The following is a 16,157-nucleotide window of genomic DNA, read 5'->3' as shown; positions in this document are numbered from 1 at the left end:
GGGTCTATTCAGACACAAACTCAGACAGGATTTGGGAAACCAATGTACGCGGCAAGGTCACCGGTAGCCCACTGCCCTTTACAGCCTCCAATTTATGTTCTTCACCATAGCCCATGCAATCAAGTACAATCATACTTGCCCCTTGCTCTTGCAGTGCAAGGGCAGCACCTGCGATATCACTTTTTTCATAGGGTGATGCCACTTCTGTAAAGAATTTCAGTCCTTGCTGATTCCACTTCGCCAGTAATTTCTCTCTTTGCTCTTCTAATGGAATGATCAGCCCGATTGAGCATGATGGTGATATAGCGCTAACCATTTCATTTAGCACTTGATCCGGATAGATAATAGGTCGTGTCGTGCGCAATGTTGGGAAATCACCCGTACATAACATTAATGTAATATCCGTTTTACTCTCCAGTTCGGTTAATTCTTTTTGCAATAAAGGAAGGAGTTTGCTTTTCCCAATTTTCACGGACTGACCATTTCGCATTCTGGAAATATAAGTTGTATCAGTGTCATCAGGTTCAACAGAATGAATAGTTTCGTCCGTCAAACTGTCCAATCCCCCACTTTCTATAATGGTGACGTCTGATCCCAGAACGGATTGAATAAATGGCGTCACATCTGTTCGCGGCGACTGTCCGATTGTCAAAACACCTACGATTTTCTTTGTCATTTTTCTTCATTTCCTAATGTTTGAAGATGCTTCATGGAACCATATAGCATTTCCAAACGTTCGAATTCTTTTTTATCGTAGAGTTCTATTTGACCTCTTGTAAATTCTTTAGCAATTTCGATCGTAAATCGGACTGCTTGCGCTACGTCCACTTCATGACTTGCACCCGTTCCGCTACCTGGCACAGCCGTTTTAGCAGTGATTGCCACGCCTACAACAGGTGCATCGGTTGCGACTGCAGGCTGTAGAATACTGTTGATGTGATATACATCATTTCCGTAAGGTGTAATATCCTGCGTCGTCACTGCAAATGTTACAGGTAGGTCCCCTGTTGTCATTTCCATGATTCGTAGTAACTCATCACTAAATTTCAGAACATAGCCTGATTTCACAGTTGGCGATAGTGCAATACCACGATGGTTAAATACACGATTTCCTTTTGTAGTGTCGATGGAAACTACCGCATCCATCTCAGGAACTACTTCATATTGGTTCATCGTTAGGATATCTACAGGTGATCCCATGAAATCTACTGGTTCGTGTGGTTGTGTAGGCGCAGTTGGACAGATATGTGTAGTGATAATGACATCACCAGGTAAACGGTCGCCTTTTACTGACATATTAGCGAGTTTCACGCCTATCGTGACCGCGGCCGCTGCTCCATCTCCATCTGATACAAATCCTATTCTGTGAGGACGGGCACCTATTCCACCTAAACGACCAACGATTCCTAGTGTTCGAGCTTTTCCACCGCTAAGCTTACCTTCTGTTCCTCTGACAACGATTTTCACAAAGTCTGTAGAACCTTTAGCGCCTGTAACTGTTTCATAAGAAGCTTCACAATGTTCAAATCCCTCGAATAGATCGACTACTTGTCTCCCGCTCGCATTGATATCATCTAAGATTTCCATAACGTCCATTGTATATTTTAATGACATAGGTGATCATCCTTTTCAAATAATAGTTTTGTTAATAATCGGTTCAATCACACGTAATAATTTTTCATTGAACATCGTTGAGCTTAATTTTAAATGCTCTTTCGGTACCGAAATTACTGCAATCTTCATTCCTTCTTCTAGCTCTGCACTGACAACAGGCATTCCTGTTTCTGAGTTAAATGTCATAATGAGATCAGGGAATGTGCCTTTTCTTTCGCCATTCATTTCCACTGTCATGTATTCATTCCAAAATGTCATTTCAAGATCATCTACCTGTACAAAACCGACGTCAAATCCCTTTACTGCTTGTAAGTCAAATCGGCTGATTGTTCCTGAATGAATGACACGACCTTTTAAATGTGCAGCTACCGCTTCAATTCGATCAGGACCTTCTACTGAGAAGAAGACTTCACCAAGTTCAATGGCTTGAGAAATGCCACCAACCGCGGCATGTTCTTTAATATGACTAATAGATACAGGGTTTCTGCAAACCCCTACCATACCACCTGCTTCTACCGAGACTGACCGCACAACGTTGGATGAAATGTCCAGCGTACTAGAGATGACACCTTCTACTCGTCGATCCCCTTCACCACCCGCAAATGCTTGAACGGACACGTAGTCTTCCTCTTCTGATAAGTTCAGAGATCCCATGGAACCAGTTGGGTGAGCTCTACCGTTGCATGGTGCATCCAAGAATGGAAGTCCCGTTGCAGCTGCTTGAAGCCAGCCATTTATAGTGGTGGCAGCCCCATTTTCATTTGTCATGAGTGCTTTAATCGGCCTTGAAAATTCTTTCTGAACCCGTTCTACTGTTGAGACAAGCTGTTCACTGTTGATATACACATCTCTTGCGGAGGGTGCACCAACTAGTGATACACATGCAACATAATCTTCATCTTCTAATTCATCTATCGTGATAAGTTGTGGAGAGCCGAGAGTAAAGGCTTGCTCTGTTTTTTCTAAACCATCTGAAATCCAGCCACCCCCACCTCCGCCTAAAATACAGCCTCCATACACTCCATTAATTGCATCAGCTTTTGTAAGTGTTCGTATCGTCACAAGTATTCCTCCAATTCATTACTTTACTTTCCATAGTGATGTGAAGAAACTATAGATCGCGTCTCCAGCGATAAATCCTGCTGCCATGGTGTACATTGCAGATTCTGCTTCTGGACCTTTTACTTTCAATACAATAAATCGAATCGTTATACCTACAAGTACAGCCCAGCCTGCGATTGGATTCACAATCAATAGCCCCGTGGCGAATAAGATACCCATTTGTCTTTTAGGGCCACCAATTAATTGAATAATCGCTCCTGGAATTGCCCATAAAAGAAGTAACATACCAACATTTCCGCCCAAGCCGCTTTCAATCGTAGTGGCATAGACAAGATCTACTGGTGGTACAAGGTCTTGCGCGAAGAAGGAATCATGGAAAAGTGCTACCATGACAATCGCTACACCAAAACCGATTAATGAACTTTTTAATTGTTGCCTGCGACCAAATATCTCAATTGCTTTCTTTTCATGACTACGCAAGATTGCACCTGATTTAAAGTCATAGCCTAAATCAGCAAACGCTGGACCAGTTGCAGCTGTAAAACCAGTAAGTAACGCAAGTGCAATCGGTGGGAAGCCTAACATCATACCGATCAGCAAGGAAATCAATGTCACCGCAAATGCCGGGAACCAACCAGAGTGCATGGCTGCAATTCCAACGATAATCTCACTAGCTAATGCGGCAAATGCGGCAAACAGTACAAACATAATCGTTTGTGTAACAGTCATATCACCGATGATTCCACCAATAACCGCTAAAATAAGAGCCGCCACTAAATATAGTAGAAAACCGATACCAAATCCTTTTTTCACATCATTATCTGAGCGCGTGTAGCTATAGTCACCCTCTTCTTCACGTTGTGTATTCTTTTGTTTCTTTGCCTCCCAAAGCGTGATGACAAATTGCAGTAAAGCAACTGAGCCCGCACCAATCATCATGCCGTGTGGAATATAAAATTCATTTAAATCCACGCCAAACATCGGAATGGAATAGCCGCGAAGTAATAGGCCAATACCAAACATGAGTAACGCCCAAATGTTTCCGATGAATGCCACACCAAAAGCTGACATCGCGATACCAAAGTACGAACCGATTACGCCTATTCCAATACCGATACCAAGGAATTTGGCTTTTGAACCACCTTGGTCCCCAGCTTTTAACGCTTCAGCTGTCGCAATACCTGGCGGCCATGCTTCGTTGGCTCCAAATAATTTTGAATCAAATACTTTGTAGAGAATGAATACATCGATGAACAAAGCCAGACCTGCACCGATCAGCATCGGCGTAATCAGCTCTGGCATACCCATTACAAATGGGAGACCAATCGGAATGAGCAAGCTATTTGCCGCTCCGAAAGTTGCTGCAGATATGGAAGTCTGAATAAGATTTTGATTCTCTATGGAACGATACTTATAAAACATCTGCATTGGTATTCTAGCTATGAGCATCGCAACCAATGCACCGATAATCGACGTATTCGGTGTGATTCCCAAAGAAGTAATCAACTGCATCCCGATTATTGCGCCAAATATTGAAATGATAATCGAGAAAATAACAAACGGTAAATCAAATGTTTTTGTCTTTGTATTCATCCCTTATCCTCCTTTGCAAATTGCTTATATACGATTGCCTGTGCTTCTACCAAATCAATGATGGGTATATGAATATTCATTGATAAAAATGCTTTCAGTCGAATCGTAGAGAATCCGGTACAGGCAAATAATAAGACATCCGCCCCTGAATTCACTACTTTATTCGCAAGTGCTAGTAATTCTACTTTTGCTTGTTCTGTAAATAGGTCTGTAGTTTTTTGTAAGTTTTGCGAATGTGAATAGGAGTAGAAATGTCCACCTAATTCATCTTTGATATTTTTCGGTATCGTATCCGTAATTCCTATCACTGCAACTTTTCGTCCTGCTTGCATAGCCGCCTTTGCTCCACATTCACCAGCACCCATTATGTAAAAATCGACTATTTCCTTTAACTCTTGTAACGCTGGATCGGCTGCACAACTAATTGTTATTGCATCCACTCCAGGTTCGCTGATGAGTTCTTGAGCGAGAGAAATGATCTTCGGGACAGCTTCTGCTTCTGTCTGACGATCATAAATACCATTTGGCTGATCTTGAATACATCTAGTAAGCGTTTGAATTTGATCCGTTTCCCACATGTGTCTTCCATGCTCGAGCAAGATCTTTTCATCATCCGTTGTAAGCACTCGAATAATTCCCAACATTCCCACCACTCCTTTGAACTAACTATAAATAATTTGACTATTCAATGTAATGTTAGTAGTGTGCAATATTCAGTTGATTACATTGCACATAATTTACACCATAAAAAATAGACGTTCAAAGACGTCTATCGATCTAAGGATTTTATTCGGAGACAAAAGTTCAGAATGAAACGGTTTTCTGCGTCATCAATATTCATTTGCAATAGTTCTTGTATTTTCTGCAACCGGAAAGTCAGTGTTCTTCGGTGTATGAATAATTTTTCCGATGCCTTTGTAATATTACCATTTTCATTCAAATATACTTCTAGAGTGTGAAGTAACTCTTTATTTTGATCGACAAATAATGGCTCTAAAATACTTTTGGTATAGTTTTTCACTACATTTTGAGACGCTATATTAATAAGAATTTCATATATGCCTAATTGATCGTAGGTGTAGAAGTTCTCTTCTTTTCTAATTAGTTGTCCAACTTCCATGGTATTATCCACCAAACGAATACTATCTACCAACGCCCTACTGTCTTTTTCTATTAGTGCTACTGCAATTGTTAGGGAATGATTGCCGTCTGTTACTAATTTTTTAAGTGAATTCATAACAGACATGTCGTTATTTTTTGTACAATTTACTAATGCATAGAAGTGACCATGCTTTTCAAACAATGTGAAAGTGCATTCAGGAATGTTTTCCATACTAGATAGTAGATCTTTCAATACTATATTTGAATGATCAATTACATAATGTGCTAGCGTACTATGTGTTTCAAACCAGCTTGCATGAAAGCGAATAATGAAGTGGTCTTTCAATTTAAATTCTTGCTCATCCGCTTGGTTGAATTGCTCCAGGCGTTTAAGATGCTCAATTCGCTTTTTTTGTAGGTATAGCTGTTCATTCATAAATAACTCTTCTATCTTTTCCACGGTCTCTTTCAGATTTTCGATTGGACTATTGCCGGCTTGAAGCTTTTCCGTATACGGTATATGAAGCATCCCAAAGACATATTTGTTAGATAATAACGGCATGACCAAGATATTCCGAAAGCCATCTATTTTCAGCAATGTTCCACCGGTTTGTATAAGTGATGTCTTCCATTCTTCAGAAAGCTCTACATAATTCGTATGGATTGGTCTAGAAAATAAGGCATTGGAATTGCGCCAGCCGTTTGGAAGAAATGTTTTCGTACAATAGAGTAGCGAACATTGTACATCTTCTATATATAATGGACCTCCGATAATTACACTCAGTTCTTCCATTGCCTTTGAGAGTGAGGCAAAAGATTTGGATTCAAAGTCTATTAGCGGTTGATAGGAATTCTCCTTTAGCTGTTTCTCTTTGTATAGCCGCTCATATAAGGGGGCTAGGACATTGATATACGAAACACTTTTAGGTATGACAATGATAGGGAAATTTTCTTTGTTCGCAAGGGCTAACATCTTTTCCGGCAATTCATCTACGAATCGGCCAAGTTTAATGACAATACCTGCTGCATTTTTATCAATCAACGTCTGAACAATTTCTATTTGCTTTTCTTTATCATTTTTAATCGAATAAAACGTTGTCATTACTAATATCCCTGATGTAACCCAGCTGACTACTTCAGGAACTTCCATTACTTCTATGGAGGTAATTTTACGTGTTATACCTTCGGATCCAGCAACAATTATACTCTTCGTCAAATCTCCAATCGTTAGCGCGTCTTGAATATTCATCTGTATCCCTCCTAAGTTAATAGTATACAATATACTGTAGATTATACGTTTAGAAAGGGATTAGGTTTTTTTGATATTTACTTTCCTTTATCTAAGATGAAACTGCATAACACGCTTACGCTACTTCTTCGCTACTCCCGCTCTATCGTATATGTTTCAATTTTATTGCACTATGAGCCATAGCAATCAAAGTATTGGAGTTTCGAGTAACCATAAGTAAACGCCTTCCCATCTTTACGATAGGAAGGCGTTTTTCTTTCATTCATCTCAGAGTACATAGCCTTACTTCTTACCCGCAATAATTTCAAAAATGATATTCGCATGATCGGTATTATCTAACAACCCTGTAAAGCGCTCTTTAGATGGTCCATATGCATAAACAGGTACATCTTCACCTGTATGTCCACCGGTTGTCCAACCCGTATAGGAGCGTGTGTCGATAATTTGTTTGATAGCCGTTTCAATATCACTTGCCTCTGTACCTGCTGCTTGAACTGCTTCTATTTCTTTCTGTTCTAAAGGTAAACTTTCTTGGTCGATGTAGCGTGTCAATGTCTCCTCTACATCTGAACCGTTTGCAATTTGTTGCGAAATGAATGCCGGTGTGCGTTTCACTGCTTTGATCACATCAACTGACCAATCATATACGCCATCCGCTCCTATGGAAAATCCGCCAGTTGAATGATCCGCAGTCGCCACGACTAATGTATGCTCATCTTGTTTAGCAAATTCGATGGCTGCTTGGAACGCTTTATCGAAGTCTTCCATTTCACTCATCGCACCGACAATATCATTATCATGCCCCGCCCAGTCGACTTGGCTTCCTTCGACCATAAGGAAAAATCCATCTTCGTTTTTCTTCAGTCGCTCAATCGCCGCTTCTGTCATATCTTCCAATGAAGGTGTTTCTGCCGTGCGGTCGATCATTTTGGACATGCCGCCATCTGCGAACAATCCAAGTATTTTATCATTCTTATTCTTCAATAATTCTTCTTTTGTTGTGACATATCCATATCCATCCAGTTCGAATGAATGCGCATGGCTCAAGTCTTCCCTGACAAAGTGTTTTTTTCCACCGCCCAGAAGGACATCGATTGTGTGCTCACCGTTGATGCGTTCATTGTAATAATCATCGGCGATCTCATCCATATTCTTTCTACTTTCATTATGGGCACCGTAAGCTGCAGGTGTCGCATGTGTAATTTCAGAAGTAGCTACAAGTCCAGTCGATTTCCCGGCTTCTTTTGCCGCTTCGAGGACAGTTTGCACACGCTCTTTCTCTTTATCCACTGCAATGGCATTATTATATGTTTTAATACCTGACGACATAGCCGTTGCTGCGGACGCTGAATCTGTAATTGACTCTTCGTCATCATCAGGATACGTCATTTGTTGTCCAACTAGATGTTGATCGAACGCTGTTAATTCTATCTCAGGGGTAGTCGGGTCATCTTTGAAGTAACGATAAGCGGATGTATAGGAACTCCCCATGCCATCCCCAATCAAAAATATGACATTCTTGATCTCCGGTGCGTCGTCCTGTTTCACTTCATCATCCGAACTCGCTGAATAATTCCCAGTCCAGATGGCTCCACCAATTAATGCAGCCGATAGTGCTACTACGGGTACGATTTTCTTCAACAATAAACAACCTCCTGTATTTGTAATCAACTTCTACTCTACGGGAAGTTTATTAATATACAGAGAAGGTTGTGTAAATGTTTTGTAAGGAATGAGTTATTTATATAGTGTTTCGTCTCTAGAATTTCGGGTTATAAGGTAGGTTCGCATCACTTTTGAACAATGTGAATTATTCTTCTGTTAAGGAACCGTCTAGTGTCGTAGCCTAACGCTTGTCTTATGACTGTATAACTGTTCCAGTATAATTTCATCTAGTCTGTAAATGCCCAGTTCTCCTTTTCGAGCGTGCATTTTTTTGCATTTGTAAACTTATTATAGATTGCGACAAATGCATATCTAACACCGATCACAGATCGTTTAATCGACTATCATTATACAGATTTTGTGGTGGCACTTCATTTTGATGCATTGAAAAGGTTAAGACCAAAGCTTTGAATTATGAAATTCATTTGTATCTCTTTTGTTTATATTTCAATCGTTCGAAACATTATTTTTCATAAAAAAAAGACAGCCCACAATGAGTTTTCAAGATTAATACCTTGGTTTCATTGTGAGCCATCTTTTGAATAACTATAAATCAGCAAAACTGTTCCACACCATAAAAATATGTAAAAAATTATTATTAGAATGCCTAGTACTATTTTCTTAGAGGCGATCCTTTGTCATACGATTCTGTCGAAACCTTACTAACATCCATATCGGCAATCTTCCCTGCAAATGCAAATTCCTTATTCTCACTTATTGCACTATTTATTTGATGAACAGTTTCTTGATCTTCTAAAGCTATAGATTCACCTTCAACCTTTGTGTATTTCACTAATAATGCAAGTACAATCGGAATCAGAATTGCTGTTGTAACAGCCGAGGCTGCAACTTGAACAGTAGCCAGTGGTGCAACGCTCAAAAACGATGCATTGGCAGCAGCAATGACACCGGGTACCATGACTGCATTTCCCGCTGTAGTTCCTTCTGCGGCTCCGACGATGGGATTCCACCCCAACGCTTTAAATACCAGGTAAGCTGCTCCTCCAGTGAATACGACTGTAGCAACACCAAGAAGAATGCCGCTCGAGCCACCTTTTACAACATCCGTTAAGTTGATGCCCATACCCAATGCGAATGATAGGAAAGGGATGATGATATCTGATCCTTTCACCAACATATCCCTTAGTTCCATATCTGTATTACCGATGATGACTCCAATAACTAACGGAAGCAATACTGTAATGAAAGCAGTCGCGGAAAACATTCCTTCAACGAATCCCATAGCTCCGAATATTGATAAAGCTACCATAGTTAGAAGGGGCCCATCATTTAATACAAGTACAGAATAAGCAGCTTTATCTTCTTTATTACCATATTGTGAAGCTACTGCCATGTAGACAATTCCATTACTATTAGACATAGCTGCCATAACTGCAAGCGGAGCTAAACCGAGCCACAAACCGGTTGGACCAGCCAGGAAATATGCTAAGAAAGTAAAGACTCCGGCAACAAACCACTTTATCCCAAGAAGTGTAGCACCTTTTGCAACACTCACGCCAAAACTTCTAACATTTAATTGGGCCCCCGCGGTCAAAAGGTAGAGCGCTGCTAAAACTGGGACAGAATCTACGAACAACGCTTGAGTAAAGCCACCAATTCGCAGAAGTTCAGGGAAGAATGTGTTAATAACTGCTGCCAGAAGAAGAGGTACGACCATCATACCTCCAGGAATTCTCTCCAAGTTCTTTTTTATCATAAGTTTCCACACCTTCTAATATTTTACTTTAATTCTCTTCAGCTGCAATAAGGTTACTTATATACTTTCAGCTAGTCTCCAAATGGCAAATTCTTGATTTAGTTCATTCTCGGCTGCAGTCTTTTCCCCATTGGATACAGTAATGACTTTGTCAAAAATCTCTTTACCAATATCATTTATGCTTTTGTTTTGGTCTATGATTTTACCTGCATTAATATCGATATGTTCGGACATGATCTCATAAACTTTAGGGTTTGTACCGATTTTAATAACCGGAACGATTGGTGAGCCTGTCGGGGATCCTTTACCAGTAGAGAACAGCACTATCTGTGCACCACCTGCTGCTAATCCACATACCGACTCAACGTCATACCCAGGGGTGTCCATAAACACAAAACCTTTCTCAGTCGGTTTTCCTGCATATGAAATGACTTCTTTTAGAGGCGTGCCGCCCCCTTTCTTTATACAGCCAAGCGACTTTTCTTCAAGTGTAGTTAGTCCGCCCGCCATATTGCCCGGGGTTGGATTCGCGGAACGGATATCTTCCCCGGTCTGCTTTATTCGGTGCTCGTAAGTTCGAACAATATCCAAGAACTCTCTTCCCACTTCACGATTTATCGCGTTGCTTGCCAAAATATGCTCAGCTCCAATCGCTTCAGTAGTTTCTGCTAGGACGCTTGTACCACCCTCGCGGACAATCATATCGGAAAATGCTCCTATAGAAGGATTGGCTGTGATTCCGGACCATGCATCTGATCCTCCGCACTCTAATCCAACAATTAGTTCAGTAATATCACATTGCTCACGAACTTCTTTTTTACTATTTTCTAAAGCCGTCAACAACCAGGATCTTCCTTCATGCAGGATTTCCGGTATTTTCTGGTTCTTATTTAAACAAACTGTATGGACTGGCTTCCCCTTTTTCTTTAAAATTTTATAAATTTCTTGCGCTATTGGATCATTTTCTGTGCCTACTACCAGTGTGGCGCTTACATTAGAATGACCAGCAGTACCTACTAGCGTTCGTAATGTCTGTGTATGATCTTCCGGGAATTGAGCTACCCCTCCGTGATGAATAACTGGGATAACACCCGGAGTCAAATTGGCTATTTTCCTAGTAAGTGCACTTAATTCCCCAACTGTATTGATTACGATCACATGGTTTCTGACGCCAATGCTGCCGTCAGGTCTACGATATCCGTCGAATGTCTTCATGTTTGATTCCCCCGTATGCAGAAGATTATGATTCTAGGCTTCCATTACATGATTAATAATTTCCAGTCTTTCGTTTTCGTTTAGACCACGAACGTTATGTACATGAACATGAGAAGCTACAAGAATCTCATTTGTAGCCTTGCCCATACACTCTCCATATTTTTTAATTTCCTCGTTTTCGTTTATAACATGTAACGATATTTTATGACCGTAGGGAATTTCCTCCAAGGCAACTAGATTACTTTCGAAATTACTGATCAATACTATTTCACCTTCACTAATCCGCTTTAACGCAACGGCCACATTATCTTTTGGATGCAATTTTAAAGCGTTGTAACTAACTTCCATGCTTATCTCTCCCCTTCATCAGAACGTTGTACCAATATGCGGGATTGCAAATTCCCCTAATTCATATTCTTCTAATGCAGTTAGTTCCCCTGAGCTTACTTGAAGTAATTTTTCTAAAAGGGTAACTGTTTGTTTCTCTTCATTGCCTCGCGCTATATAAAAGTCTACATGATCACGATGAATCTGACTCTCATTACAGGGTGCTAGGCTAATACAAGGGATAACGTTGGAAGTTGTTAGGATTCCTTCTTTTGAAATAATGAGCGCCACATTGCATCCTACCGAAACGAAGTTGGAAATCGTTTCGACAATATTGTCAGATGATTTTAAAAGATATAATCCTCTATTGGACGGTTTTTCGTTGATATTTAAAAATTCTACCAAATCCTTAGAGCCTAATAGTCTCGCTTCATGCGCAGCAAGGCTCTTCTCTTCATCAGAGAATACTGAAAGTGCATAGCCTTCATCATTTTCCCATCTACGGCGATTAAGACCTTCACTCAGTGTTTTCAGCATTTCCTTTGATCGCGTATCTTTAGTTTTTGTAGCAAGAATCTTGCCACTCGGTTCAAGTGTTCTGGTCAGACTGCAAATAACCGTCGAATCGTTTTCTAATAGTTCATCAATTAAAGCGCTTACAACTGGAGTAGTTATTGCTAATGTCTGTTCGTCCATATCCGTTGTAATGACCCCGATTTTCAGCTTAGAAATTGGTAGGTCCGTTCTTTGCTCATTAGTGATGTCTTTAGACCATTCGCTGGCAATCGCAACACCTTTAGCAACTGTATTAGTTCCACCCGCCATTTGCTGAATGCTAAATCCATCAATCGGCTTAACGTTAGGTATAGCCGCTAATAAACCAGTCACTTGATTGGTTTCACATCCTAAGCCTATTAATAGATTACTGTGGAAGTTTGGATTTTCTGCAACTCCCGATAACATACTTTTTGTGACACTGAAATCATCGCCTAATTGTGCACAACCATTAGAGTGAACAATCGGTACCGCATAATCAATCTTACTCGCAATTTCATTTGTCACAGTACTTGAGCAAATGACTGAGCTGATAATCCCTATATTATTTCTAGTTCCCGCTGAACCATCGCTTCTCATATAACCTTTAAAAGAATATCCCATAGCCACCTTCACCTTTCTTCCCGCTGTAATAGAAGGTATTAGTAAATGATCCTGGCGCAAATAGTTACCAGGATCATCTACCATATTTACTGTTTCATTCGCATCAATTATTCAGGTTGTTAATTAGAAACATTTGAAGTATTCACTTTGGCAATGCCAAGTCCCTCAGCACCTAGTTCTGAAGTTTTCGCTTCAGGGCAGTACCGCTCAATCATTTGAATGCCAATAGAGGCTCTTCTAACACGCTCTTTGACCAATGAATTATTCAGAGCCTCAAACTGTTGACCAGAAGGATAAACGTCTGGATGGTTACGTAGGCCAAACTTAATATATACAGGTGCAAGAACACGAATGATTTCTGGAATCTCGTAATAGCGAAGGAATCCTCCTAAATTATCCGGTGCTTCGATGTACAGATCAATCGGAATATCAATTGCCTGACGAATAGACGCTAACTTTGATAGAGTCAAAGCCGTTGGTACATTATACGTATCAGCTCCAATATCTTGCATTAATTTTACGGACACAGGATTTGCCGATCCAATTTGAACAGAAGCTTTTACAATGAAGTCCTCTGGCAGTTGTCCTGCCTTTTTCATTTCCTTCGTCAAAAGTACTAGTCCTTCATCTGCTACAAGTGCACCGCGCAGCCCTAAATTTGCACCACGCTTAAGATCTTCCATCGCATAAACGAGCTGATCCGCACCTTCATGGCGATTACCTATCGATTTCCCTCCCGAAGTGAAAGGTTGAGCACTGATATCCCATGTACCACGTGGACCTACAAACAAACTAAGTTCAATTCCACGCTCAGCAGTAAGTTCGCACATCTCTTTGATTTCTTCATCTGTTTGAAGCATTATACCGCTTCCTTGAGAAATTCTATGAACTGTAATCCCAAGACGGTCAAGTTCTTTTAAAGTCTCTTTTAAGGCAACAGGACCTTCAGTACTTGGTAGTTCGATTCTATACTGCGCCCCATCTGGGAACCGCTTCGTGGATGTCGGTAATTCCTTCGAGTCAGTGGACGGATAACCTAGACTTTCTAATAACTTCCGGGATTCATTCATCATAGTAAATACCTTCCTTTATGGATAATTTGGGTTCTATAACTTTTATGCCTTAATAAATACTGTCTTGATCTCCGTGTAAAACTCTTGTGCTGCTTCTCCTTGTTCACGTGACCCATAGCCTGAGCCTTTCATTCCGCCAAATGGTGCTTGTAGTTCCACACCAGCACTTTCAGCATTAATTCGAACTAGACCGACTTCAATTTCATCGATGAACTCCATCAATGAACCTATATTGGACGTGAAGATAGAAGCACTCAGTCCAAATTTTGTATCATTTGCAATCTTGATTGCATCTTCCACGTCGCTTGCCTCAATCAATGCGATAACTGGACCAAAAATTTCTTCTTGTGCAATTCGCATATCTGCTTTGACATTATCGAAAATTGCAGGTGTTAGATAGAATCCATTATCGAATTCATCACCGCTTAGAACTTCGCCGCCAGCAATCAATGTCGCACCTTCCGACTTACCGATTTCAATATAGTCTTTTACTGTATCGAATTGGCTCTGACTAGCACATGGTCCCATCCAGATTCCATCATTTAATCCGTTTCCTACTGTGATTTTTTCTGTTTCAGCGAGCAACTTCTTTTTGAATACATCATAGATAGCGCTTTCTACAATGACCTTACTAGTGGCAGTGCATTTTTGCCCTGTCGAACGAAAAGCCCCGCTTATTACTGCTTCTACCGCATTATCAAGATCCGCATCTTTGGAAACTATTACAGGGTTTTTTCCACCCATTTCAATTTGGTATTTTACGCCACTTTCTGCAGCCCCTTTAGCTACTGATTTCCCTACATTTTCTGATCCTGTGAAAGTAATTGCGTTCAAAGAGGAATGCTCAATCATCCCTTGTCCAATAACTGATCCAGAACCTACGATGAAGTTTAAGACACCTTTAGGTAGTCCGGCTTTTGCAAAACATTCGATAATCTTGGCAGCAGTAACTGAAGCTTCTGTCGCTGGTTTGAACACAACAGTATTTCCGTACACAAGAGCAGGTGCCAGTTTCCAAATCGGAATCGCTACTGGAAAATTCCAAGGAGTAATGATTCCCACTACGCCAGCTGGTACGCGCCTCGTGAACATCAAAGCATCTTTGTCAGAAGCAGGAATGACATCCCCATTCTTTCTCATGCCTTCTCCTGCATAGTATCTTAAGATTGCAACGCCACGAGCTGTTTCACCTTTTGCTTCTGGAAGCGTTTTTCCCATCTCCCTAGTAGCAGTTTCTGCGATATCATCAATATTCTGCTCGATGATATCTGCTACTTTAAACAAAAACTGCCCTCTTGCATGTTGACCAATCTTTCTCCATGCACTCTTAGCACCCTCGGCAGCTTTGAATGCCTTGTCCAGATCTTCTTGAGTTGATTTCTGTACGAAGCCTACAACCTCGTTCTTATTCATAGGGCTAATACTCTCTAGTACTTCATTCGACTGTGATGAAACCCATTCATTATTAATAAAGTTCTTAAACGTTGCACTATTATTTTTAGTAACCATTTCTATTCCTCCCAGTAGTTGTATAATTATAGTGTTGTAGCTTCCTTTGACACTTCTTGATATCCGGCTAGTTTCGATAAATTGGCTGCAAGTTTGATAATCTCTTCTTTTGCTGCCTCAAATTTATCTTCCCAGCTATTCGTTGGCATCGTAAAGCTGATACCTGCAATAATTTGTTTTTCAAAATTATAGATAGGCGCAGCAACACAGTGAAAACCTAAAGCAGACTCTTGATTCTCAACCGCATAACCTTTCGTTTTTGCTAACGATACCTTGCTACAAAGTTCTTCAATATTAGAAGTTGTGAATTCAGTCTTTTTATCCCACGTTTTAATAGGAAATAGATCTTCTATTTCTTCTGCCGTGTGATTAATTAATTGAACTTTTCCTACAGCAGATGCATAAGCCGGGAAACGCATACCTGGCTCCGTAACAAGCTGAACCCTTGTCTTCGCCTCTACCTTTCCTAAGTACACAACATCATTACCTTCAAGCGTACCCAATTGAATGTGTTCTTGAATATTGGACACAGCCTCTTGTGCTTCTTTATAGAAGCTCTGTATCAAATTGAATTGACTCAAATACATTGAATTAAAAGTACCAAGGGTTGGACCTAGATTATAACTGTCTGTAGCAGTCTTGATAATCCACCCTAATGTTTCTAATGTGTTCAGTAAGGAATAAAGAGAACTTTTATTTATCTCTAGCCTTTTCGATAAATCTATTAACCGTAATTCATTTGGATGTTTACTAATTTCTCTAAGTAACAAATCTGCCCTTTCGATAGCAGGTACCCAGTACTTATTGCTCAATTCGATAACCGCCTTCCTGGTTTTATATAGAGAACCCAGTTCTTTATATAAAACCTTAAAAC

14 protein-coding genes are annotated in these 16,157 nt (G+C 40.4%); all 14 read right to left on the bottom strand.

The window, feature by feature from the left end; translation table 11 throughout:
* Positions 1–4: 4 nt before the first annotated feature.
* Positions 5–676: an AroM family protein gene (locus CSV69_RS07765; protein WP_099625444.1), complete on the bottom strand. Its 672-nt coding sequence runs from the start codon at positions 674–676 to the stop codon at positions 5–7.
* Positions 673–1,614: a DUF1177 domain-containing protein gene (locus CSV69_RS07760; RefSeq protein WP_099625443.1), complete on the bottom strand. Its 942-nt coding sequence runs from the start codon at positions 1,612–1,614 to the stop codon at positions 673–675. The genes CSV69_RS07765 and CSV69_RS07760 overlap by 4 nt, the downstream gene beginning before the upstream one ends.
* Positions 1,615–1,629: 15 nt before the next feature.
* Complete coding sequence (locus CSV69_RS07755; protein ID WP_099625442.1) at positions 1,630–2,676, bottom strand: S-methyl thiohydantoin desulfurase domain-containing protein; 1,047 nt, start codon at positions 2,674–2,676, stop codon at positions 1,630–1,632.
* Between the two features lie 18 nt (positions 2,677–2,694).
* The gene (locus tag CSV69_RS07750; protein ID WP_099625441.1) at positions 2,695–4,269 is read right to left on the bottom strand and encodes an OPT/YSL family transporter; all 1,575 of its coding nucleotides are present in this window, start codon (positions 4,267–4,269) and stop codon (positions 2,695–2,697) included.
* Positions 4,266–4,913: an aspartate/glutamate racemase family protein gene (locus CSV69_RS07745; protein ID WP_099625440.1), complete on the bottom strand. Its 648-nt coding sequence runs from the start codon at positions 4,911–4,913 to the stop codon at positions 4,266–4,268. The genes CSV69_RS07750 and CSV69_RS07745 overlap by 4 nt, the downstream gene beginning before the upstream one ends.
* Positions 4,914–5,038: 125 nt before the next feature.
* Positions 5,039–6,619, bottom strand: coding sequence for a PucR family transcriptional regulator (locus CSV69_RS07740; protein ID WP_099625439.1), 1,581 nt, complete (start codon positions 6,617–6,619; stop codon positions 5,039–5,041).
* A 282-nt stretch (positions 6,620–6,901) separates the two neighbouring features.
* The gene (locus CSV69_RS07735) at positions 6,902–8,263 is read right to left on the bottom strand and encodes an alkaline phosphatase (protein ID WP_099693090.1); all 1,362 of its coding nucleotides are present in this window, start codon (positions 8,261–8,263) and stop codon (positions 6,902–6,904) included.
* 634 nt (positions 8,264–8,897) lie between these two features.
* Positions 8,898–10,001, bottom strand: a complete 1,104-nt coding sequence (locus CSV69_RS07730; protein ID WP_099633993.1) for a 2-keto-3-deoxygluconate permease — start codon at positions 9,999–10,001, stop codon at positions 8,898–8,900.
* Between the two features lie 57 nt (positions 10,002–10,058).
* Entirely contained in the window at positions 10,059–11,216 is a 1,158-nt protein-coding gene (locus CSV69_RS07725) for a UxaA family hydrolase (protein ID WP_099633992.1), read from the bottom strand.
* Positions 11,217–11,249: 33 nt separating this feature from the next.
* Positions 11,250–11,564 carry a UxaA family hydrolase gene (locus CSV69_RS07720; RefSeq protein WP_099633991.1) on the bottom strand — a complete coding sequence of 105 codons (315 nt, stop codon included), beginning with the start codon at positions 11,562–11,564 and terminating at the stop codon, positions 11,250–11,252.
* 18 nt (positions 11,565–11,582) lie between these two features.
* Complete coding sequence (locus CSV69_RS07715) at positions 11,583–12,785, bottom strand: UxaA family hydrolase (protein ID WP_085427972.1); 1,203 nt, start codon at positions 12,783–12,785, stop codon at positions 11,583–11,585.
* Positions 12,786–12,820: 35 nt separating this feature from the next.
* Positions 12,821–13,771, bottom strand: a complete 951-nt coding sequence (locus tag CSV69_RS07710) for a U32 family peptidase (RefSeq protein WP_085429064.1) — start codon at positions 13,769–13,771, stop codon at positions 12,821–12,823.
* 45 nt (positions 13,772–13,816) lie between these two features.
* Positions 13,817–15,289, bottom strand: a complete 1,473-nt coding sequence (gene gucD, locus CSV69_RS07705; RefSeq protein ID WP_085427971.1) for an alpha-ketoglutaric semialdehyde dehydrogenase GucD — start codon at positions 15,287–15,289, stop codon at positions 13,817–13,819.
* A 20-nt stretch (positions 15,290–15,309) separates the two neighbouring features.
* A complete protein-coding gene (locus CSV69_RS07700; protein ID WP_099693089.1) occupies positions 15,310–16,095 on the bottom strand; it encodes an IclR family transcriptional regulator in 786 nt (261 codons plus the stop codon).
* Positions 16,096–16,157: the final 62 nt, after the last annotated feature.

It is taken from the genome of Sporosarcina sp. P26b (genome assembly GCF_002743245.1).
Classification (GTDB): Bacteria; Bacillota; Bacilli; order Bacillales_A; family Planococcaceae; genus Sporosarcina; species Sporosarcina ureae_C.
This window is presented reverse-complemented; position numbering and strand designations above follow the sequence as displayed.

Coding starts and splice junctions, on each gene's coding strand:
- CSV69_RS07765 (WP_099625444.1), bottom strand. CDS start 676: ATGACAAAGAAAATCGTAGGTGTTTTGACAATCGGACAGTCGCCGCGA.
- CSV69_RS07760 (WP_099625443.1), bottom strand. CDS start 1,614: ATGTCATTAAAATATACAATGGACGTTATGGAAATCTTAGATGATATC.
- CSV69_RS07750 (WP_099625441.1), bottom strand. CDS start 4,269: ATGAATACAAAGACAAAAACATTTGATTTACCGTTTGTTATTTTCTCG.
- CSV69_RS07745 (WP_099625440.1), bottom strand. CDS start 4,913: ATGTTGGGAATTATTCGAGTGCTTACAACGGATGATGAAAAGATCTTG.
- CSV69_RS07740 (WP_099625439.1), bottom strand. CDS start 6,619: ATGAATATTCAAGACGCGCTAACGATTGGAGATTTGACGAAGAGTATA.
- CSV69_RS07730 (WP_099633993.1), bottom strand. CDS start 10,001: ATGATAAAAAAGAACTTGGAGAGAATTCCTGGAGGTATGATGGTCGTA.
- CSV69_RS07725 (WP_099633992.1), bottom strand. CDS start 11,216: ATGAAGACATTCGACGGATATCGTAGACCTGACGGCAGCATTGGCGTC.
- CSV69_RS07720 (WP_099633991.1), bottom strand. CDS start 11,564: ATGGAAGTTAGTTACAACGCTTTAAAATTGCATCCAAAAGATAATGTG.
- CSV69_RS07715 (WP_085427972.1), bottom strand. CDS start 12,785: ATGGTAGATGATCCTGGTAACTATTTGCGCCAGGATCATTTACTAATA.
- CSV69_RS07710 (WP_085429064.1), bottom strand. CDS start 13,771: ATGAATGAATCCCGGAAGTTATTAGAAAGTCTAGGTTATCCGTCCACT.